Annotated in this window: 18 protein-coding genes; 11 read left to right on the top strand and 7 right to left on the bottom strand. The window is 69.5% G+C overall.

The features are described from left to right. Positions 1–5 precede the first annotated feature (5 nt). The 3 genes from IEY81_RS04630 (at position 6) to IEY81_RS04620 (ending at position 4,557) form a co-directional block, all read left to right on the top strand. Positions 6–974 carry an AAA family ATPase gene (locus IEY81_RS04630; RefSeq protein WP_189117295.1) on the top strand — a complete coding sequence of 323 codons (969 nt, stop codon included), beginning with the start codon at positions 6–8 and terminating at the stop codon, positions 972–974. A gap of 173 nt (positions 975–1,147) precedes the next feature. After that, a complete protein-coding gene (locus tag IEY81_RS04625; protein WP_189117294.1) occupies positions 1,148–2,317 on the top strand; it encodes a DUF58 domain-containing protein in 1,170 nt (389 codons plus the stop codon). After that, positions 2,314–4,557, top strand: a complete 2,244-nt coding sequence (locus tag IEY81_RS04620) for a transglutaminase TgpA family protein (RefSeq protein ID WP_189117293.1) — start codon at positions 2,314–2,316, stop codon at positions 4,555–4,557. The genes IEY81_RS04625 and IEY81_RS04620 overlap by 4 nt, the downstream gene beginning before the upstream one ends. 10 nt (positions 4,558–4,567) lie before the next feature. Here IEY81_RS04620 and IEY81_RS04615 read toward each other — a convergent pair whose 3' ends face one another. Further along, on the bottom strand, positions 4,568–4,933 hold the full coding sequence (locus tag IEY81_RS04615) for a PPOX class F420-dependent oxidoreductase (protein WP_189117292.1): 366 nt from the start codon (positions 4,931–4,933) through the stop codon (positions 4,568–4,570). A gap of 55 nt (positions 4,934–4,988) precedes the next feature. Further along, on the bottom strand, positions 4,989–5,456 hold the full coding sequence (locus IEY81_RS04610; protein ID WP_189117291.1) for a DUF4383 domain-containing protein: 468 nt from the start codon (positions 5,454–5,456) through the stop codon (positions 4,989–4,991). Positions 5,457–5,591: 135 nt separating this feature from the next. On the opposite strand from IEY81_RS04610, the gene IEY81_RS04605 reads away from it, so the two are divergent. Then, positions 5,592–5,861, top strand: a complete 270-nt coding sequence (locus tag IEY81_RS04605; RefSeq protein WP_189117290.1) for a type II toxin-antitoxin system Phd/YefM family antitoxin — start codon at positions 5,592–5,594, stop codon at positions 5,859–5,861. Beyond that, positions 5,861–6,280: a type II toxin-antitoxin system VapC family toxin gene (locus IEY81_RS04600; protein WP_189117289.1), complete on the top strand. Its 420-nt coding sequence runs from the start codon at positions 5,861–5,863 to the stop codon at positions 6,278–6,280. Before IEY81_RS04605 ends, IEY81_RS04600 begins: the two co-directional genes overlap by 1 nt. On the opposite strand, the gene IEY81_RS04595 is transcribed toward IEY81_RS04600, so the two are convergent. Next, positions 6,261–7,442: a PucR family transcriptional regulator gene (locus IEY81_RS04595; RefSeq protein WP_189117288.1), complete on the bottom strand. Its 1,182-nt coding sequence runs from the start codon at positions 7,440–7,442 to the stop codon at positions 6,261–6,263. The two genes, IEY81_RS04600 and IEY81_RS04595, sit on opposite strands and share 20 nt — an antisense overlap. Before the next feature lie 81 nt (positions 7,443–7,523). Between IEY81_RS04595 and IEY81_RS04590 the strand changes: the two genes are divergently transcribed. Both IEY81_RS04590 and IEY81_RS04585 read left to right on the top strand, forming a co-directional pair. Continuing rightward, complete coding sequence (locus tag IEY81_RS04590; RefSeq protein ID WP_229787347.1) at positions 7,524–8,675, top strand: ferredoxin reductase; 1,152 nt, start codon at positions 7,524–7,526, stop codon at positions 8,673–8,675. 28 nt (positions 8,676–8,703) lie between these two features. Next, the gene (locus tag IEY81_RS04585) at positions 8,704–9,954 is read left to right on the top strand and encodes a fatty acid desaturase family protein (RefSeq protein WP_189117286.1); all 1,251 of its coding nucleotides are present in this window, start codon (positions 8,704–8,706) and stop codon (positions 9,952–9,954) included. A 76-nt stretch (positions 9,955–10,030) separates the two neighbouring features. On the opposite strand, the gene IEY81_RS04580 is transcribed toward IEY81_RS04585, so the two are convergent. Continuing rightward, entirely contained in the window at positions 10,031–10,927 is an 897-nt protein-coding gene (locus IEY81_RS04580; protein ID WP_189117285.1) for an SDR family oxidoreductase, read from the bottom strand. Between the two features lie 76 nt (positions 10,928–11,003). Here IEY81_RS04580 and IEY81_RS04575 point away from each other — a divergent pair, with 76 nt between their 5' ends. Further along, positions 11,004–11,567, top strand: a complete 564-nt coding sequence (locus IEY81_RS04575; protein ID WP_189117284.1) for a TetR/AcrR family transcriptional regulator — start codon at positions 11,004–11,006, stop codon at positions 11,565–11,567. Positions 11,568–11,651: 84 nt separating this feature from the next. Continuing rightward, complete coding sequence (locus IEY81_RS04570; protein WP_189117283.1) at positions 11,652–12,203, top strand: RipA family octameric membrane protein; 552 nt, start codon at positions 11,652–11,654, stop codon at positions 12,201–12,203. A gap of 151 nt (positions 12,204–12,354) precedes the next feature. Here IEY81_RS04570 and IEY81_RS04565 read toward each other — a convergent pair whose 3' ends face one another. Both IEY81_RS04565 and IEY81_RS24515 read right to left on the bottom strand, forming a co-directional pair. Beyond that, a complete protein-coding gene (locus tag IEY81_RS04565) occupies positions 12,355–13,068 on the bottom strand; it encodes a Type 1 glutamine amidotransferase-like domain-containing protein (RefSeq protein ID WP_189117282.1) in 714 nt (237 codons plus the stop codon). Positions 13,069–13,140: 72 nt separating this feature from the next. Continuing rightward, positions 13,141–16,212, bottom strand: coding sequence for a M4 family metallopeptidase (locus IEY81_RS24515; RefSeq protein ID WP_189117281.1), 3,072 nt, complete (start codon positions 16,210–16,212; stop codon positions 13,141–13,143). A gap of 142 nt (positions 16,213–16,354) precedes the next feature. Between IEY81_RS24515 and IEY81_RS04555 the strand changes: the two genes are divergently transcribed. Further along, complete coding sequence (locus IEY81_RS04555; RefSeq protein ID WP_271188394.1) at positions 16,355–16,654, top strand: WhiB family transcriptional regulator; 300 nt, start codon at positions 16,355–16,357, stop codon at positions 16,652–16,654. 4 nt (positions 16,655–16,658) lie between these two features. On the opposite strand, the gene IEY81_RS04550 is transcribed toward IEY81_RS04555, so the two are convergent. Beyond that, the gene (locus tag IEY81_RS04550; RefSeq protein ID WP_189117280.1) at positions 16,659–17,555 is read right to left on the bottom strand and encodes a sigma-70 family RNA polymerase sigma factor; all 897 of its coding nucleotides are present in this window, start codon (positions 17,553–17,555) and stop codon (positions 16,659–16,661) included. 239 nt (positions 17,556–17,794) lie between these two features. Here IEY81_RS04550 and IEY81_RS04545 point away from each other — a divergent pair, with 239 nt between their 5' ends. Beyond that, on the top strand, positions 17,795–18,259 hold the full coding sequence (locus IEY81_RS04545; RefSeq protein WP_229787345.1) for a carboxymuconolactone decarboxylase family protein: 465 nt from the start codon (positions 17,795–17,797) through the stop codon (positions 18,257–18,259). Positions 18,260–18,261 lie beyond the last annotated feature (2 nt).

Below are 18,261 nucleotides of genomic sequence, written 5' to 3'. Positions count from 1 at the left end.
AGAAGATGACCGTCACCCAAGAGCAGGCTCGTTGGTTCCACGACACCTTCGAGAAGCTTGCCGACAATGTCGAGAAGGCCGTTCTCGGCAAGCGGAACGTGATCCGCCTGGTGCTGACCGCGCTGCTCTCCGAGGGTCACCTGCTGCTCGAGGACTACCCCGGCACGGGCAAGACCCAGCTCGCCCGCGCGCTCGCCAACACCGTGCAGGGCTCGCATGCCCGCATCCAGTTCACGCCCGACCTGCTGCCCTCCGACGTCACCGGTGTGACCGTCTACGACCAGGGCAAGGGCACCTTCGAGTTCCACCCCGGTCCGATCTTCCACTCGATCGTGCTCGCCGACGAGATCAACCGAGCCTCCCCGAAGACCCAGAGCGCCCTGCTCGAGGTCATGGAGGAGGGCCGGGTCACCGTCGACGGCGCGACCCGTGAGGTCGGTCGTCCGTTCATGGTGATCGCGACCCAGAACCCGATCGAGCAGGCCGGCACCTACCGGCTGCCCGAGGCACAGCTGGACCGCTTCCTGCTGAAGACCTCGGTCGGCTACCCCGACCAGAACGCCACCGTCGAGCTGCTGATGAACTCCTCGGTACGCGACCGCGCCACCCTGGTCACCCCGATCATCACCGCCCCGACGGTCACGCAGATGGCCGAGATGGCCGACCAGGTCTACATCGACCCCGCGATCGTCGCCTACGTCTCCGCCCTCGTCGACCACTCGCGCCGTCACAAGCACGTCCGCCTCGGCGCCTCGATGCGTGGCTGCCTCGCCCTGGTGCGTACGGCCAAGGTGTGGGCGCTCGCCGAGGGCCGCTCGCAGGTGCTGCCCGACGACGTCAAGGCGCTCGCCGAGCCGGTGCTCTGCCACCGCCTGATCCTCGACCCGGAGGCCATGTTCAACGGCGTGACGGTCGAGGACGTCATCGGTGACCTGCTCACCTCGGTCCCGGCTCCGCAGGAGCGCGTTTCGTGACCTCGCCCCCGCTGGTTGAGCCGCCGGAGCCGCTAGGCGGAGGCGTGTCGAAACCAACACGGTCCCCTCGGCGTTCGGCGGGTGGTGTGTTGGTCTCGACACGCTCGCTGGCGCTCGCGGCTCGACCAGCGGTCGGGGCGGTTCGATCAGCGGTGGGCATGATTCGGCGAGCGGTGGCGAAGTGGTTCGGCAACGTCACCTCGATCGGCTGGGGCGTGCTGCTCCTCGGCGCGATCGCCTGGGTCGCCGCGACCGCGCTCGGCTGGATCGAAGCCGCCGTGGTCGCGATGGCGGCGCTCTTCCTTCTCATCGGTGCAGCCTTCTTCATGATCGGGCGCACCCGGCTCGCGGTCGCGACCGTCGTCGAGCCGCCGCGGGTCGCCGTCGGCCAGGCACTGACCGGCGAGCTGCGCGCCCGCAACGAGGCGCGCGGCCCCCTCGTCTCCACGACGCTGGAGTTCCCGATCGGGGCCGGCGGGGTGACGTACGACCTGCCGATGCTGATGCCGGGTGCCGAGCACACCGAGCTGTTCGTGGTGCCGACCCAGCGCCGCGGCGTGATCGACGTCGGCCCGGTCCGCACCGTGCGCGGCGACCCGCTCGGCCTCTTCCGGCGCGTGCAGGAGTGGACCGACCGCACCGAGGTCTTCGTCCACCCGCGCACCACCCACCTGGAGCCGTTCGGGGTCGGTCTGGTCCGCGACCTCGAGGGCTCCACGGCCCAGAACACCTCGATGAGCGACCTGGCCTTCCACGCGCTGCGGGAGTACGTCCCCGGCGACGACCTTCGCCACATCCACTGGCGCTCCTCCGCCCGCCACGGACAGCTGCTGGTGCGGCAGTTCCTCGACACCCGCCGCTCCCACATCGTCGTCATCGTCGACTCCTCGCCGACGTCCTACGACAGCGAGGAGGAGTACGAGACGGCCATGTCGATCGCCGGCTCGCTGCTGCGGCGCGGCATCCTCGACGAGTTCGACGTCTCGCTGGCGACCGGTGACGTGCTGCTGGTGCGGGCCACCGCGGCCGGCGGGGGAGGGCGCTCGGCGCTCGACGCCTGCTCGCGGGCGACCCCGCAGCCGAACAACCTGGTCGAGATCACCGCCGAGGCGGCCGGGCAGGCGCCGGACGCGTCGCTGGTGATGCTGGTGACCGGCCGCTACCCGGAGTTCGTCACCCTGCAGCGGGCGGCCGGCCAGTTCTCGGTCGACGCGACCACCGTCGCCGTGCGGGTCGACTCCTCCCAGCGGGCGGGCTTCAAGGCCGTCGCCGACCTGCCGATGCTCACCGTGCCCGACCTGGACCAGCTGCCGATCGTGCTCGCGAAGGGGTTGTCCGGATGACCAAGCAGCAGGCCGCCGTGGACGGCACCCTCCTGTTCCTCCTCGGCACCATCGCCTTCCTCGGCTTCGACGACACCTACGCCGGCTGGACCTACCTGATCGCCGGTGTGGCCGGGCTCCTCCTCGGCATCCTCATCGCCTTCGTCGGCCGCGGCCAGCCCGTGGTCGTGCTCGCCGTCGGCCTCCTGGCCGCCTTCTTCGTGCTCGGTGGCGCGGTCGCGCTCCACGGCATCGGCGACCTCTCGTTCCTGCCGGTCCCCGACACGGTCGGCACCCTCGCCGACAACTCCGTGCACGGGTGGAAGCGGCTGCTGACGACGCTGCCGCCGGTCGACGGGGGTGCGCTCCTGACCATCCCCTACATCCTCGGTCTGCTCGCCGGCTGCCTCGGCTTCGCGATGGCGCTGCGGATGAAGGCGGCGCTGCCGCCCGTGCTCGTCGCCTTCGCCCTGCTGGCCGGCGTCATCCTGCTCGGCGTGCAGGACCCGTCCAAGACCGCGCTGCTCGGCGCCCTCTTCGGGGCGCTCGCGATCACCTGGCTCTGCATCCGCGGGATGCGCGCCCGCACCCTCGCCTCCACCGGCGGCCGTCGTCTCTCGCGCACCGCCATCGGTGCTGCGCTGTGCCTCGGCGCGGCCGGGCTCGCGTTCCTCGGCGGACCGCTGCTGCCGGGCCTCGCCCCGGAGCGTACGGTCCTGCGTGGTGAGATCGAGCCGCCCTTCAACGTGGGGCAGTACCCCTCACCGCTGGCCGGCTTCCGGGTCTACACCAAGGGCTACCAGACGCCCGAGGACGACCGCCGGCTCTACGAGAAGGACCTCTTCACGGTCTCGGGGCTGCCCGAGGGCACCCGCGTCCGCGTCGCGGCGATGGATTCGTACGACGGCACCGTCTGGCGCGCGGCCAACGACTCCGGAGTGACCGAGGGGCCCGAGGACACGTTCCGGAAGGTCAGCTCGACGCTGCGCAACCCGCTCGCCGACGGCAAGCAGGTGAAGGGCACGATCACGATCGGCGAGGACTTCGGCGGCGTGTGGGTCCCGCTGCCGACCGCGCTCACCCACATCTCGTTCGACGGCCCCGACGCCGACTCGTTCCGCTACAACCTGGCCACCTCGACCGGTGTGCTGCCCTCGTCGCTGAAGCCCGGTGACTCCTACTCCTTCACCGCCTCGGTCGACGATGCGAAGGTCGGGGAGAAGAGCGAGCCGTGGTCGGGCGGGTCGCCGATCGGCGACGAGGCCGCCCAGTTCCAGGCGCTCGCCGCCGAGTACGCAGGCGGCGGCGACTCACCGATGACCAACGCGCTGGCGGTGGCCGAGAAGCTGAAGTCCGAGGGCACCTACACCGACGGTGAGCCGCCCAACCAGCAGTACCCGGCTGGCCACTCGCTGCGCCGCCTCGCCGACTTCACCGCCAAGGGCGGCCAGCTGGCCGGCAACGACGAGCAGTACGCCGCGCTGATGGCGATCCTCGCCAACCAGGTCGGCGTGCCGGCCCGGGTCGTTCTGGGCGCGGTCGTCGGCTCCGACGGCGTCATCCAGGGCAAGGACATGCACGCCTGGGTCGAGCTGCGGATGTCGGACGGCTCCTGGGCCACCCTGGACTGGTCCGAGTTCATGAACACCGAGAAGCCGCCCCAGCAGAACGCTCCCCAGCCCGAGGAGCTCGTCACCGGCAAGGTCGTCCCGCCGCCGGCGCCGGTGCGCCCGCCCGCGACCTCGGGCGACCCGCTGGACGAGTCGGTCAACCAGAAGGCCAACTCGCGACCCGACGGGTTCACGCTGCCCGGCTGGCTGGTCGCCGTCCTCAAGTACGTCGGTGTCCCGATCCTGCTCGTCGCCGCGGTCTGCGGAGCGATCATCGGCGCCAAGCTCTGGCGGCGACATCGCCGGCGCACCCGGGGCACCCCCGTCGCCCGCCTCTCCGGCGGCTGGCGCGAGACCCTCGACAACGCCCGCGACTACGGCGTCGGCGTGCCGGTCGGAGCCACCCGCCGCGAGCAGGCCTCGGTCCTCTCGGCCGCGCCCGGGCTCGACGCTGCGCCCGGCCTCGCGCTCCTCACCGACACAACGATGTTCGGTGAGGAGCACCCGGCCGACGCCGAGGTCGAGGCGTTCTGGGAGCAGGTCGGCTCGCTGCGTACGTCACTGTCCGACTCGCGCACCCGGTGGCAGCGCATCCGCGCCGCGATCAACCCGCTCTCGCTCGTGCCTGCGAGGGTGTGGCGCAAACGCTGAGGCCGGTGGGTCAGTCGTCGAGGCCGTAGTCGCGGACCCACTCCGGAGTGATCCGGATGATCTCGCGAGACGTCCCCTTCATCGGCGGCTCGACGTCCTCGAGCGCCTCGGCGGTGCCGCGGATCTCGACCATCCGTGGCTTCCAGGGGTCGGTCGCGGCGAGGTCGTCGACCACGAACGCGACCCGGTCGTGCTTCTGGATGTTGCGGAACTTCCGCGACCTGCCCATCGCGAAGCCGCCGATGACGATCCGATGCTCGTCGTCGATCTGGAACCCCACCGGATTGTTCTGCAGGCCGCCGTCCGGGGCGAGCGTGGCGAGCCGCCCCAGAGGCTGGGAGCGGAGGTATCGGAGCTGGGTGTCGGTGAACGTCATGGCTCAACGGTCCTCGCTCAAGTCGGGTTGAGGTCAACCCGGTCGTGCCGACCCGTCAGTGGGAGTGACGCGGTCGCGCGCGCACGGTCGGCTTGCGCCCCAGCACGACGCCGAGTGCGACCATGCCGACTCCGAGGATCAGGTGGAGCCAGTTGTCGGCATCGTCGAGCGGCACGAAGTTCGCGGCGCTGTGGTGGTCGACGACCAGGCCGTAGATCCACAGCACCAGGTAGACGGCACCGCCCCCGAGCAGAAAGGCACGAGCCCCGCCGAACGAGGTGGCCATCAGCAGGCCGGCGACCCCGAACAGGAGATGCACGATGTTGTGCAGGATCGAGACCTGGAAGATGCCGAGGAGCTGCGCCTCGGACTCGTGACCGGCGAAGGTCATCGTGTCGTAGCCGGTGGTGATCCCAGGGATGAAGCCGAGCACACCGACGAGCAGGAAAGCGGCACCCACGACCGTCGCGGCGGTCTGCAGCGCCGTCGCGGTCCTGGACCGAAGGGCAGCGGTATCAGTCATAGCCCGCCGGTACCCCGATCCGGGCCCCCAGATGCTGTACACGGCCGGGGGTATCCATTCCTGTTCACGCTGGGTGCGGTAGACCATTGGCTCGGCGTCGTAGAAAAGTTCTACGCAGCGGCCTATCATGGACAGATGAGCGAGGTACGCGTGGGAGAGCTGAATCAGCAGACGGGCCGGGTGCTGAGGCGCGTCCAGAACGGCGAGTCACTGATCGTCACCGATCATGGCCGGCCGGTGGCGATGCTCGTCCCTGCGCCCAAGAGCAGGTTCGACCAGATGGTCGCTCTCGGCCGAATCCGCCCGCCCCGGGGCGGCGGCGGTGGGTGGAGGTCGGTGAAGGGCGTGTCAAGGGACGAAGACCTGGACGACGTCCTCGCTGAGCTGCGCGAGGAGAGCATCTGATGCTGGTCTACGTCGACACCTCTGCGCTGGGGCGGATCCTGGTGAACCATGCCGACCGACCAGCGTTGGAGAACTACCTGGACGGGGTCGTGGCGCGGGGCGACCGGCTCATCTCCTCAGATCTGCTGGACGTCGAGCTGGCTCGGCTCAGAGTTCGGATGGATCTCGATCCGGTCGACGTGGAGCGCGTCTGCGAGGGCATCCACTTCATGGGCATCCTGCCTGAGGTCGTCGAGTCTGCGAAAGACATCGAGCACACCCTCAAGTCGCTCGACGCGATCCATCTCGGCACCGCTCTTCTCCTGGCCGACGAGGCCGAAGGAGAAGATGCGGTCGAGCAGGTGGTGACCTACGACAAGCGGATGGTCCATGTCGCCGAGGAGCTCGGCTTCGAGGTGGTCAGCCCAGGGCGACGGTGAGGGCGAGGACGGTCGCGGGGTCGTCGAGGCGGTCGCCGTAGACGTCGCGGAGCTGGCTCATCCGATAGCGGACGGTCTGCGGGTGGATGAAGAGCTCGGCGGCGACCTCGTCGCGGCGGCCCTGGTGGAGGAGCCAGGAACGGAGCGTCTCGGTGAGCTTCTCGGCGGTGGCGGGGCGGAGGTCGGCCAACGGGGCGAGGACCTGGGCGCGGAGGTCCTCGCGGGCGTCGGCGTCGGCGGAGAGGACGAGCTCGACGAGGTGCTGCTCGGTGTCGGAGCCGAGGCCGGCGAAGTGGGCGCGGCGGGCGCGCTCGTAGGAGATCCGGGCCTCGCGCCAGGGCTTGGCCGGGCCGACGACGGCGCGACGCCCCTCCAACGCCTTCATCAGCGCCCGGCGCCGGCGGCCGTGGGCGTCGGGGACGAGCAGCAGGGTGTGGTCGTCCAGGTCGCGCAGGTCGTCGAACTCGAGGGTGGCCTGGTTGACCTTGGCGAGGATGGTGCCGACCTGGGAGTTGGGGACGAGCACGGCGGTCAGTGTGCTCGGCGGGGTCCACTCGGCGCGTACCGCCGCGTCGTCGAGCTGCTCCGGCGTCACCCCGGCGAGCAGCTGACGGGCCAGCCGCTCGCGCAGCTGACGCTGGACACGGCCGGTCGTGGCGCGCTCGTCGGCATGGCCGGCCGCGGAGGCCTCGGAGATCTCGTCGATCCAGGCGAAGACCAGCGCAGCGAACTCGGCGAGCGTCTCGGGTGCCATCCCTCCTTCGACGGCCCGGCTGGAGAGCTCGCGCCAGGCGACACGGGCGCCGATCCGGTAGGCCGCGAGCAGCGCCTCGGTGGTGCGGCCGGAGCGGGCCTCGCCCCGACCGAGGCTGTAGGCGCCCTCGAGCGCCGGGGGAGTGGCGGTCGCGGCCTCAGCGGCGAGGCCGTCGCCGGAGGCGAGCGAGAGGAAGCCACCCAGGGCGATCCCCACCGCGGTACGGATCGTCTCGCCCATCTGGCCCGAGAGGGCATCCTGGTAGGCGGGGACCTCGGCGATGATCGCGGCGACGACCTCGTCGCTGACCCTCGGCAGAGCCTCGCGGACCGATTCGACGATTTCTGGGCTCAGATGGACCTTGTAGGACGAAAGAGCCGGGAACTCACGGGAACTTTTGTTCGTCACGTATAAATCCGCCCTTCAGATTCACGTCGCTGGCACAGGAGTTTACCTCGGACAAATAGCACCATGGAAAGCATGGTTGAGATGTCCACATCCCCCGCCCTGCTCGCACCGGGCGAGGTCAGGCGACCCGCCTGGCGGGAGCGCTTCTCACGCAAGGCGTGGGAGGTCGCCGAGTCGATCGCGACGCCGCTCGCCCCGGCCGACTACCTGGACATGTTCAATCCCTTGCGGCCCGGTGCTGACCTGCGCGGACGTGTCGTGAAGGTGACCCCGGAGACCGCCGACGCTGCCACGATCGAGATCAAGCCGGGCGCCGACTGGCGAGACCACGTCCCCGGTCAGTACGTGCGCGTCGGCGTCGACGTCGACGGCGTGCGCCACTGGCGCGCCTACTCGCTGACCCACGGCCCCCGCAAGGACGGGCTGATCTCGATCACCGTGAAGGCCGTCCCCGGCGGAAAGGTCTCCAGCCACCTGGTGCGCCGCCTGAGCCCCGGCAAGATCGTCCACCTCGAGCAGGCGGCCGGCGAGTTCGTGCTCCCCAGCGACCTGCGCGGCCACAAGTTCCTGATGGTCACCGCCGGCTCCGGCGTGACCCCCGTGATCGGGATGCTGCGCAACCTCTTCCCCGTCACCGACGAGGGTGTCGTGCAGCACCAGCGCCTCGACGTCACCGTCGTGCACGTCGCGCCGAGCCGTCCCGACTCGATCTTCATCCGCAACCTCGAGTCCCTCCACGAGGCCGGCGCGATCCGCCTCGTCACCCGCTACACCGGCAGCGAGGGCCGCCTCGACGTCGACACCCTGAACGAGCTCGTCCCGGACCTGAAGGAGCGGCGGGCGTACGCCTGCGGTCCGGCCGGGCTCCTCGACACCCTCCAGGCCTGGTACGACGCCGAGGGCCTGCCGCTCCAGACCGAGCAGTTCCGCCTGGCCACGGTTGTCACCGGCGAGGGCGGCACCGTCGCCTTCACCGGCAAGACCGTCGACGCACCTGGTGACCGGCCGATCCTCGACGCCGCCGAGGACGCCGGCGTCCTCATGCCGAGCGGCTGCCGTATGGGCATCTGCTTCGGCTGCGTTCTCCCGATGAAGGAGGGCGCCGTCCGTGACCTCCGCAACGGCGAGCTGACGGTCGCCCATCCGGGTGAGACCGGACCCGAAGGGGTACCGATCCAGACCTGCATCTCCGCCGCCGCCGGCGAGTGCGTCATCGACCATCCCGCTTCTTAGACACGTCCCCCACGAGAGTGAGACATCCATGACCATCGCACCTGATGCCCCGGCCTACACCGGCCCCATCGCCCACCTGACCCGCGAGGACGTCGAGCAGCTCGGCCGCGAGCTCGACGCCATCCGCCAAGAGGTCATCGACACCCGTGGAGAGCGCGACGCCGCGTACATCCACAAGGTGATCAAGGTCCAGCGCTCGCTCGAGCTCGGCTCCCGTGCCGTCCTGCTCGCGAGCATCTTCCCGCCGGCGTTCGTCGTCGGCACCGTCGGCCTCTCCATCGCCAAGATCCTGGACAACATGGAGATCGGCCACAACATCATGCACGGCCAGTGGGACTGGATGCGTGACCCGAAGATCCACTCGACGGTGTGGGAGTGGGACAACGCTTCCACCGCGGAGGGGTGGAAGCACTCCCACAACGAGCTCCACCACACCTACACGAACATCGTGGGCAAGGACAACGACCTCGGGTGGGGCATCATGCGCGTCGACGAGGAGCAGCCCTGGACGCCCTCCAGCCTGTTCCAGCCCGCGATGAACTTCATCAACATGTGCATCTTCGAGTACGGGATCGCCGCCTACGATCTCGAGCTCGGCCGGGTGCTGCGCCAGAAGAAGAAGGGCCGCCGGCCGTCCGCCGAGTGGGAGATGGCGGCGAAGAAGACGGTCGCCAAGATCCGCCGCCAGGCGTTCAAGGACTACGTCGCCCACCCGCTGCTCTCGATGATCGCGCTGTCCGGTCCGACCACGCTGGTGGCCAACCTGACCGCCAACTTCGTCCGCAACGTGTGGACCCACTCGGTGATCATGTGCGGTCACTTCCCCGAGGGCGTGGAGACCTTCGAGCTGAAGGACATCCCCGAGGACGAGGGCCGCGGTGACTGGTACGTCCGGCAGATGCTCGGCTCGGCCAACATCTCCGGCTCGAAGCTGCTGCACATCATGACCGGCAACCTGAGCCACCAGATCGAGCACCACATCTTCCCCGACCTGCCCTCGAACCGTTACGCCGAGATCGCTCCGAAGGTCCGGGCGCTCTTCGACAAGTACGGTCTGAACTACCACACCGCGCCGATGCCGCAGCAGGTCGCGTCGGCCTGGCACAAGGTGCTGCGCCTCTCGCTGCCCAACGGCTTCATGGAGTCGACCAACGTGCGCAACGCGCCGTCGCAGCTCGGCAAGCTGGTCAAGGCCGTACGCGGCGACAACCGCACCCGCCGCCGGATCCTCAAGGAGTTCGAGGCCGCCGGTGCGGCCTCCATCGGCACGGCTGTCTGAGGCCGAGTCGAGTACGACGGGGAGTTCTGCAGGGCGTACCGGTAGGTGACCCCTGCGGAACTCCCCGTCGTATCTGTCAGAGGTCGTAGGCCCCCGCGGCCATGTTCTCTGACATCGTGGGGCCGGTCGGGACCCAGCCCAGCAGGTCTCTCGTGATCTCCGACGAGGCGGGCATGTCGACGCCGAACATCATCGCCATCCATCCGAAGTGGGCCTCGGCGTCCTCCGGGCGGATCGACTGCGTCGGCACGCCCAGCCGCTCGCTCAGCGCCTCCGCGATCGTCCGGGCGGTAATGCCGGTCTCGGCGACCGCGTGGGCACGGAAGCCGGCGGGCGCCTTCTCCAGTGCCAGTCGCACCAGACGCGCCGCGTCGGAGCGGTCGACCATCGGCCAGCGATTCGCGCCGTCGCCGATGTAGCCGGAGACACCCCGCTCCTTGGCGAGCTGGGCCAGGTAGGCGAGAAAGCCGTGGTCGCCGCCGACGCCGTGGACGATCGGGAAGCGCAGCGCCACGGGACGTACGCCTCGGTCGGCGTAGCCGAGCGCGAGGTTCTCGCTGCCGCCGCGCATCGAGTCGGCGCCGTGGTTGGGGCTGGCGTCCTCCTCGGTGGCCGGGCGTCCCACGGCTGCGCCGGCCGCACCCGAGGCGAACAGGAAGGGCTTGTCGGTTCCTTCGATCTCGGTGAGCATCGCCTCGACCGTGGCGCGCTCGGTGTGACCTGCGCCGATGTAGTCGTTGAAGTCGTGCTTGAAGGCCAGGTGGATGACGCCGTCGGCCGCCTTGGCGGCGGTGGCGAGCGAGTCGGGGTCGTCGAGCGAGCCGCGGTGGACCTCAGCACCCTTCGCCTCGAGGGCGGCGGCGCTCGCGTCGGATCGGGCCAGGCCGGTGACCGAGTAGCCGTTCGCGAGCAGCTCGTCGGTGACCGCCGAGCCGATCCAGCCGGAGGCCCCGGTGATGAAGATGGTGGTCATGCTTCCTCCTATGTCAGTGACTGACATCAACGGTAGCACGCGATGTCATGAACTGACATCACGCTAGGATGGAGGCATGGCGAGATGGGAACCGGACGCGCGTGGTCGGATGCTGGCGGCCGCCCTCGACCTGTTCGCCGAGAAGGGCTACGACAAGACGACCGCCGGTGACATCGCCGCCCGCGCAGGGGTCACCGAGCGCACCTTCTTCCGCCACTTCGCCGACAAGCGCGAGGTCCTCTTCGCCGGTCCCACCGCTCTCGACGAGGTGGTCGCGGAGGCGATCGCCAAGGCCGACGAGGCGGCGAGCCCGCTGGAGATGGTCTTCGCCGCGGCCCGCGAGGGGGCTGCCCGCATCGCCGAGCAGCGCACCCGGGAGCAGGCCGCCCGGCGCACCCGGATCGTCCAGGCCAACCCTGCCCTCCAGGAGCGCGAGCTGCTCAAGATGGCCGCGATGAGGAGCGCTTCGCAGAAGGCGCTCGCCGAGCGGGGAGTGGGCGACCCGGCCGCCTCGCTGGCGGCTCACAGCGGCGTCGCGGTCTTCCAGTCGGGTTTCGACCGGTGGGTATCGGGGGAGACGGATCTCAGTCTTCCCGAGTGCATCGACGAGGCGATCGTCGCGCTGCACGACCTGACCTGACCTCACGGCTCGACCACGGTGACGTATCTCGTATGGACATCGTCCCTCGGGAGCGGTAGACAACTACGCACTATGGAGAACCAGTTGATTCCCGGAGCTGAGTCGCGGACCGCGGTGCGCAGCTATGTGACCGCCAACCAGCCCAACCCGTCCGCGCTCGCGGAAGGTCTGTGGGTGCTGCCTCCCGACGTGCTCTCCAGCGGCGACCGCGCGGTGCTCTTCGACCAGTACAAGCTCTACGTCGCCGAGAACGAGCGGCTCAGCGTGCGGCGTACGATCACCAGCGCCTTCTTCCTGGTCCTCAACATCGGTGTCCTGGTCGCCGGCACGGCGCTGATCGCCAGCGCCCCCGAGCGCCCCTGGCTGTTCACGGTCGCCCTGATCGCCGCCCTCGGCCTCTGCCTCGGCTGGTTCTGGATCGTCCGGTCCTACCGGCAGATGGCGAGCGGGAAGTACGCCGTCATCTCCCACCTCGAGAAGCAGCTCCCCGCTGCGCCCGGCGTCGCGGAGTGGTCCGCCGTCGGCCTCGGTCGCGACAGCTCGCGCTACCTGCCGATGAGCAACGTCGAGGTGTGGGCGCCCGCGCTCTTCGGCTTCTGCCACGTCGCGACGTACGCCCTGCTCTACATCCCCTGACGCTGGTCGAGCCGCCGGACCAGCTCCGCTGGTCGAGCCGCCGGAGCCGCTAGGCGGAGGCGTGTCGAGACCAACACAGTCCCCTCGGTGCTCGAGCCGACCGTGTTGGTCTCGACACCGCTCGCTTGCGCTCGCGGGCTCGACCGCCGCCTCATCCGAGCGTACGAACCTTCAGCGGGGTCTCCCCGTCCGGCCCGACCGCGGCGGCGACCCCGTCGGGCCGCTCGCTGATCGCCTCGACCAGCTCGCCGTCGCGCCACAGCAGCGCGATGCCGTCGTCGGCGGCGTGGCCGGCGGGCAGGGCGCCGGAGCCGACGAAGTCGAGGTACGTCTCGCGCCGGTCCGCCTCGCCGAGGTAGTGCGGGCAGAACGAGCCGGGCAGGAAGCCGAGCCCGTCGGGGAGCGGCGCGGTGGGGCCGAACGAGTCGGTCGAGGAGGCCTCGTACCAGCAGTTCGCGCCGGCAGAGATCCCGGCCAGGATGGTGCCTCCGGCCGCCGCCTTCTCTAGGAGCGTCGGCAGCCCGTGCAGCCGCCACACTGCGAGCAGGTTGGCGGTGGAGCCGCCGCCGACGTACACGATGTCCTGGTCGAGGAGCCGCTCGAGATCGTCGATCGGGAGGGCGTACCCCTCCGGTGCCTTGTTGAACAGCGAGAGCACCCTCGCCTCGGCCCGGTCGGCGTACGCGGCGAGGAACTTGTCGTGATAGCTGTCGGCGTCCCCGCTCGCGGTGCCGATGAAGCAGACCTTGGGCCGCTCCGTGCCGCTCAGTCGGATCAGCTCGGCATCGAGGGGCGAGAAGCCGCGCCCGTGCACCTCCGGCATCGAGAAGCCGCCACCGCCCAGGGTCAGGATCGTTCCGCGCATGAGGTGAGTGTAGGTACGCGGAAGGCCCCGCCGGGATGGAATGTCCGGCGGGGCCTTCGTGGTGGTGAGGAACTACTTGACCTTGACGGTCACCGTCTCGGTGACGGGCTCGTTCTTCCGGTCACCCGAGTAGGACACCGTGAAGGTGTGCTTGCCCGGGCTGGAGCGGAAGGTCGCCTGCTCCTTGTTCTTGTTGAGGTGGAAGCGGCCGACGCGGTGACCCTTCTCGGAGACCACGATCTCGCCGGAGGCGCGGTCGCCGTCGACGGTGACCGTGACCTTGCCCTTCTTGAGCGAGGCCGCGGAGATCTCCGGGACGGCCTTCTCGGTGCAGAAGCTCACCGAGACGTTGTCGACGGCCCAGCCCTCGACACCGTTGCAGCCGTCGCGACCGAGGTCGAAACGGAACTGCACCTCGTCGCCGGCGTCGGCGATCGCGTCGAGGTCGACGATCGTGGTGCCCCACTGGCCGGTGAAGGCGCCACCATCAGTGCCGGTCCAGGCCGGCTCGCCGCCGAGGTAACCGCTGTCCGGGTCCATCGTGGCGCCCGGCGCGTTGAAGAGGTACGCGGCCTGGTCGACGAGCGTGAACTCGCCGCCGTTGACCGACACCTTGACGTTGCCGCCGTCCCAGCTCGCCTCGGTGCGTACCGAGTGATCGAAGGTGAAGCGCGGCGACAGACCCGCGGGCACGGTGATCTTCGGGGAGATCAGACCGTTGCGGCTGGTGATGTCACCGTTCGCGTCACCGCACTGGCCCTCGACGGGGTCGGGACCCCAGGCCAGGCCCGTCTCGTTGCCCTCGACGTCGCTACCGGCCTCCCAGGGGTAGTCGTTGCCGGGGACCAGGGACTCGGCGTCCTGGGTCCAGCCGGCGAGACCGTCCTCGAAGTCCTCGGTGTAGGTCGTGACCTCGTTGGTGCCCTCGCCGCACAGGGCGGGGGTGTTCGGGTCGAGCATCGGGCCGAAGTTGCACTGGACCGGCTCCTCGGTCAGCTCGGTGGCCGTGTTGGCCGCCGCGACCGACGCGCAGTCAGCAGCCGTGATCGGCTCCAGGGCCGGCGCCTCGGCCTCGCCACCCGGGGTCTCGCCGCCGCCGGTCTGCGGGGTCGAGGTGCCGAGGGTGAGCTTCTTGAGGGTGGTCAGGCCGGTCAGGTCGGCGCAGGAGGAGACCATCGCCTGGGCGTACTCGGGGAAGCCCGAGGTCGGCGTCAGGTAGTTGCTCTGGGCGTGCCAGATCAGGTTGGCCGCCTTGTCCAGGCCGATGCCGGCGACGTCGACGTCGTTGTAGGAGCCGCCGTCGACGAGCAGGGCGTAGTGGTGGTTGATCACACCGGAGTTGGAGTGCACGCCGCCGGAGTCGTCGGTGGTGCAGTGGTACTCCGCGTCGGAGACCTTGCCCGGGTCGCCGTAGCAGGTCGGGTTCCACATGTCCCGGATCGCGCCGCCGAAGGCGGTCGAGTCCTCACCCATCAGCCAGCGTACGGACTCGTCCTTGGCATCGGTCGAGGCGTCCTTGATGGTGATGTTGACCGCGCCGGAGGCGTTCTTGATCTTCTGGCCGGTGGCGTAGTCGGTCGTCGCGCCGTAGATGTCGGAGACACCCGCGATGCTGCCGATCGCCTGGCCCTCCAAGAAGGCGATCACGACGCCGAGCGCGCCGGCGTTCTCGGCGTTCTCGACCTTCTGGGTGAAGGGGCAGGTGCCGCGGTCGACGAGCACGAACTTCCCGTCGACGGCGGCCGCGTTCTCCAGCGGCGAGCAGCCGTCGGTGGTGGACGGCCCGGCCTCGTCGGCGGCGTCGGTGCCGACCACGATGTCGCTGGTCACGCCGGCGGTCGGGAAGACCGGGCCGAAGCTGGCAGCCGCTGCCGGGCAGTCACCGGCGACGTCGGCCGGCGAGTTGATGGTGAGCGAGATGTCGCCACGGGTCTCGGCGGAGCAGTGCCCGTCGGTGCGGGCCACGTCGTCGGTGGTGTTCTCACGCGCGTTGATGAAGTCGAGCGTGTTGCCCCACATGTCGGAGTACGCCTCGTTGAGCGCACCCGGCTGCCACTGGTAGATCAGGCCCGAGGTGTACTCGGTGTAGGCGTGGCCCCACTCGTGCGCGACGACGTCGTCGGAGGTGACGCCGGAGCAGTAGTTGGTGGTCGCGCCGTTCCAGTTGGCGTTCGGGCAGTCGATGGCCGGGTCGTTGTTGACCGTGACCATCTTCGAGCCGGCGCCGTCGTAGGAGTCGCGGCCGAAGGTGTTCTTGTAGAGCCAGTAGGACTCACCCGTGGTGGCAACCTCGTTGGCCTGGTCCTGGTCGAGGTCGCCCGGAAAGGCGTCGTTCTCGACCCAGACGGTGGCGTCGTCGCCGGTGTCGGGGGTGTTGTGCTTCTCGATCAGCTCACGGTCGGTCGCCGTGTGGAGCATCGAGTAACGGTTGACCGGCTTGCCGGTGGCGGCGTCGATCACGACGGTCTCGCGCACGGTGGACTTGTTGGACACCTCGATGACCCAGGCGAGCAGGCTCTTGCCGCTCACGCCCTGGGCCGCGCCCATCCGGTAGACGTTCAGGTCGGCCTTGACCACCTCGACACCGGTGGTGTCCGCCTTCGTCTCGGAGTGGGCGGTGGGCTTCGAGCGCACCAGCTCCAGCGCCTTGGCGCTGGCCTTCTCCTGCGACCACTTCGGGGTGGTGGAGAGGTCGAGACCGGGGGCGGCGAAGCCGTTGACGGAGGTCAGGTCGCCGGCTTTGTCGACGTGGGCCTTCAGGACGCCGCCGAAGACCGGCACGTCCTTGTAGGTCTGCTCGAACTCGACGGTCCAGCCGGCCGGGCTGCTGCTGACCTTGGTCTGGTCGAGCTGACCGGCCTCGGCACCGAAGACCGAGGCGTACTTGTCGAGGTACTTGCGTGCCTTCGCGGCCGCCTTCGACTTGCTGTCGGCGGCGACGTCGGGCATCAGGTCGCCCTTGGTGGACGCGTGGCCGATCCGGCCGGTGGCGCCCTCCTTCTTGAGCGTGACGGTCTTGTCCGCATCGGCCTTGAGCTGGTCGATGACGCTGGGATCCGACTCCGCAGCGACTGCAGCGACCGGTGCGATCACCAGGCTCGCCGTGACGAGTGCAAGGCTGATTCCTTGCTTTCCGAGCTTCACGGGTTGCTCCTCTCGGGATGTCGCCGCGCCAGATCGCGGCGATTTCGCATCGTAGAGAGATTTGCGATCCGGAAAGTGCCAAACGCGAATCACGAGTCCGAAACGATTTCATCCGTCAGGGGCGATCTAAGGTACTTTCCCGATGTGCGGGCCTACCTCAGGCGAAGATTCTCAAGGGGTGTCCTTGGAGATCATCCCGCCTTTGTACGCCGCCGGCCTGCCGTGCCACGGAGACGACTCTGCGTTGTGGTTCTCAGAGTCCCCAGCCGCCCTCGAGGTGGCCAAAGATCGCTGCCTCGACTGCCCGGTGATGCGTGAGTGCCTCTCCGGGGCGCTTGCGCGCTCCGAGCCGTGGGGCGTGTGGGGCGGCGAGATCGTCGAACGTGGCCGGGTGGTGAGCCACAAGCGTGGCCGTGGCCGCCCCCGCCGTCAGGCCGCCTGACCCCTCAGCCGTGCGCTGACTCCAGCCCCAGGCTCGCAGCGAGCTTCGCGACCTGGGCTGGGGCGGCGTACGCCTCGATCTCGGTGATGACGCCGTCCTCGACCGTGAAAGCCATGACGCTGAAGAGCTTTCCGGCGATGGTGATGACGACGCCGGGCGAGCCGTTGACGAGGGCAGCGTGGGTGCGGCGGTCGGAGTGGGCGTACATGACCGCGTTGCCGGCCACCTTCGCCGCCCCGCGGTAGGTGGTGACGCCGGAGCCCAGGTCGGCGCGGAGGACCACATCGGGATGGAGCGCGGCGACGAGACGGTCGAGGTCACCGTTCTGGGCGGCTGCGAAGAACGCATCGACGACCTCGCGCTGGGCTGATCCGTCGTCTGTCGGTGTGCGGCCTCGGACCCGGCGCCGCGCGCGGCTGGCGAGCTGGCGCGTCGAGTCGGGTGTTCGATCGAGCATCGACGCGATCTCCTCGAAGGGCACGGCGAAGAGATCGTGGAGCACGAACGCCAGCCGCTCGTCGGGGGAGAGCTGGTCGAGCACGACCAGGAGGGCGATGCTGACCGAGTCGGCGAGCACCGCACGCTCGGCCGGGTCCTGGGCGGTGGCGTCGTCGAGGACGACCGTCGGCTCCGGCAGCCGGTCACCGAGCGCGTCGGCGTCCAGGGACAGCTCACCGCGGGTCTTGCGGGAGCGGAGCACGTTGAGACAGACCCGCGCCACCACGGTCGTCAGCCAGCCGCCGATGTTGTCGATCTCCTCGGCATCGCTGCGGCTCAGCCGGAGCCACGCGTCCTGCACCGCGTCCTCGGCCTCCGCCGCCGACCCGAGCATCCGGTAGGCCACCGCGAACAGCTGTCGCCGCTCCTCCTCGAACCGCTCCGCCAGCCACTGCTGTTGCATCGTCTGTCCTCTCGGTTGGCGACCGTGTGGGATACCCGGTCGACCGGGTATCCCTGGACTTGACGGGCACTGAAACACCCGTCAAGTCCATGAAGTGCCCGTCCAGTTCGCTCAGTCGTCTCATCTGGTGATCCCCCACACCCGACACGTGACACGACCCAGATGTGACCGATCCTGGAAGGAATCTTTTCTTTCCCCGAACCTGTCACATCCCCGGCACGCCCCGGGTCGGGGATGGCATGAGCAACCGAATGAAGAACCCAGCAGAAGTCATCCCGCAGGCCTTCAAGGGCATCGGCAACCTCCTGGCCGCGGTGGCCGACGGTGGTCTCCCGGAGACCACGACCGAGCTCGTCGCGATCCGGGTGAGCCAGCTCAACGGCTGCGCCGCCTGCCTCCAGGGCCATGTCGCCCGTCTCGACGACGTCGGTCTCTCGATGGAGAAGGTCGTCGGCGTCGCCGCCCACCGCGAGTCGCCCTTCTTCGACGAGGCGGAGAAGGCGGCGCTCGCGCTCGCCGACGCGGTCACCCGCCTCGCCGACTCCGAGGACGCCGTACCCGACGAGCTCTGGCGCGAGGTCACGAAGCACTACGACGAGCGGCAGACCGCCGCACTCGTCCTCTGCATCGCCACCCACAACCTCTTCAACCGTGTGAACGTGACGGTACGAGAGGACGCCGAGCACCCCTTCTGGCTCCGCTAGTC

Origin of the sequence: Nocardioides luteus (assembly GCF_014648595.1) — a bacterium.
GTDB classification, from domain to species: Bacteria; Actinomycetota; Actinomycetes; order Propionibacteriales; family Nocardioidaceae; genus Nocardioides; species Nocardioides luteus.
This window is presented reverse-complemented; position numbering and strand designations above follow the sequence as displayed.

What these genes read in the sequence shown, in the direction of transcription:
- IEY81_RS04630 (WP_189117295.1), top strand. Translation starts at nt 6, where the DNA reads ATGACCGTCACCCAAGAGCAGGCTCGTTGGTTCCACGACACCTTCGAG.
- IEY81_RS04620 (WP_189117293.1), top strand. Translation starts at nt 2,314, where the DNA reads ATGACCAAGCAGCAGGCCGCCGTGGACGGCACCCTCCTGTTCCTCCTC.
- IEY81_RS04615 (WP_189117292.1), bottom strand. Translation starts at nt 4,933, where the DNA reads ATGACGTTCACCGACACCCAGCTCCGATACCTCCGCTCCCAGCCTCTG.
- IEY81_RS04610 (WP_189117291.1), bottom strand. Translation starts at nt 5,456, where the DNA reads ATGACTGATACCGCTGCCCTTCGGTCCAGGACCGCGACGGCGCTGCAG.
- IEY81_RS04605 (WP_189117290.1), top strand. Translation starts at nt 5,592, where the DNA reads ATGAGCGAGGTACGCGTGGGAGAGCTGAATCAGCAGACGGGCCGGGTG.
- IEY81_RS04600 (WP_189117289.1), top strand. Translation starts at nt 5,861, where the DNA reads ATGCTGGTCTACGTCGACACCTCTGCGCTGGGGCGGATCCTGGTGAAC.
- IEY81_RS04590 (WP_229787347.1), top strand. Translation starts at nt 7,524, where the DNA reads ATGTCCACATCCCCCGCCCTGCTCGCACCGGGCGAGGTCAGGCGACCC.
- IEY81_RS04585 (WP_189117286.1), top strand. Translation starts at nt 8,704, where the DNA reads ATGACCATCGCACCTGATGCCCCGGCCTACACCGGCCCCATCGCCCAC.
- IEY81_RS04580 (WP_189117285.1), bottom strand. Translation starts at nt 10,927, where the DNA reads ATGACCACCATCTTCATCACCGGGGCCTCCGGCTGGATCGGCTCGGCG.
- IEY81_RS04575 (WP_189117284.1), top strand. Translation starts at nt 11,004, where the DNA reads ATGGCGAGATGGGAACCGGACGCGCGTGGTCGGATGCTGGCGGCCGCC.
- IEY81_RS04565 (WP_189117282.1), bottom strand. Translation starts at nt 13,068, where the DNA reads ATGCGCGGAACGATCCTGACCCTGGGCGGTGGCGGCTTCTCGATGCCG.
- IEY81_RS04555 (WP_271188394.1), top strand. Translation starts at nt 16,355, where the DNA reads ATGTGCGGGCCTACCTCAGGCGAAGATTCTCAAGGGGTGTCCTTGGAG.
- IEY81_RS04550 (WP_189117280.1), bottom strand. Translation starts at nt 17,555, where the DNA reads ATGCAACAGCAGTGGCTGGCGGAGCGGTTCGAGGAGGAGCGGCGACAG.
- IEY81_RS04545 (WP_229787345.1), top strand. Translation starts at nt 17,795, where the DNA reads ATGAGCAACCGAATGAAGAACCCAGCAGAAGTCATCCCGCAGGCCTTC.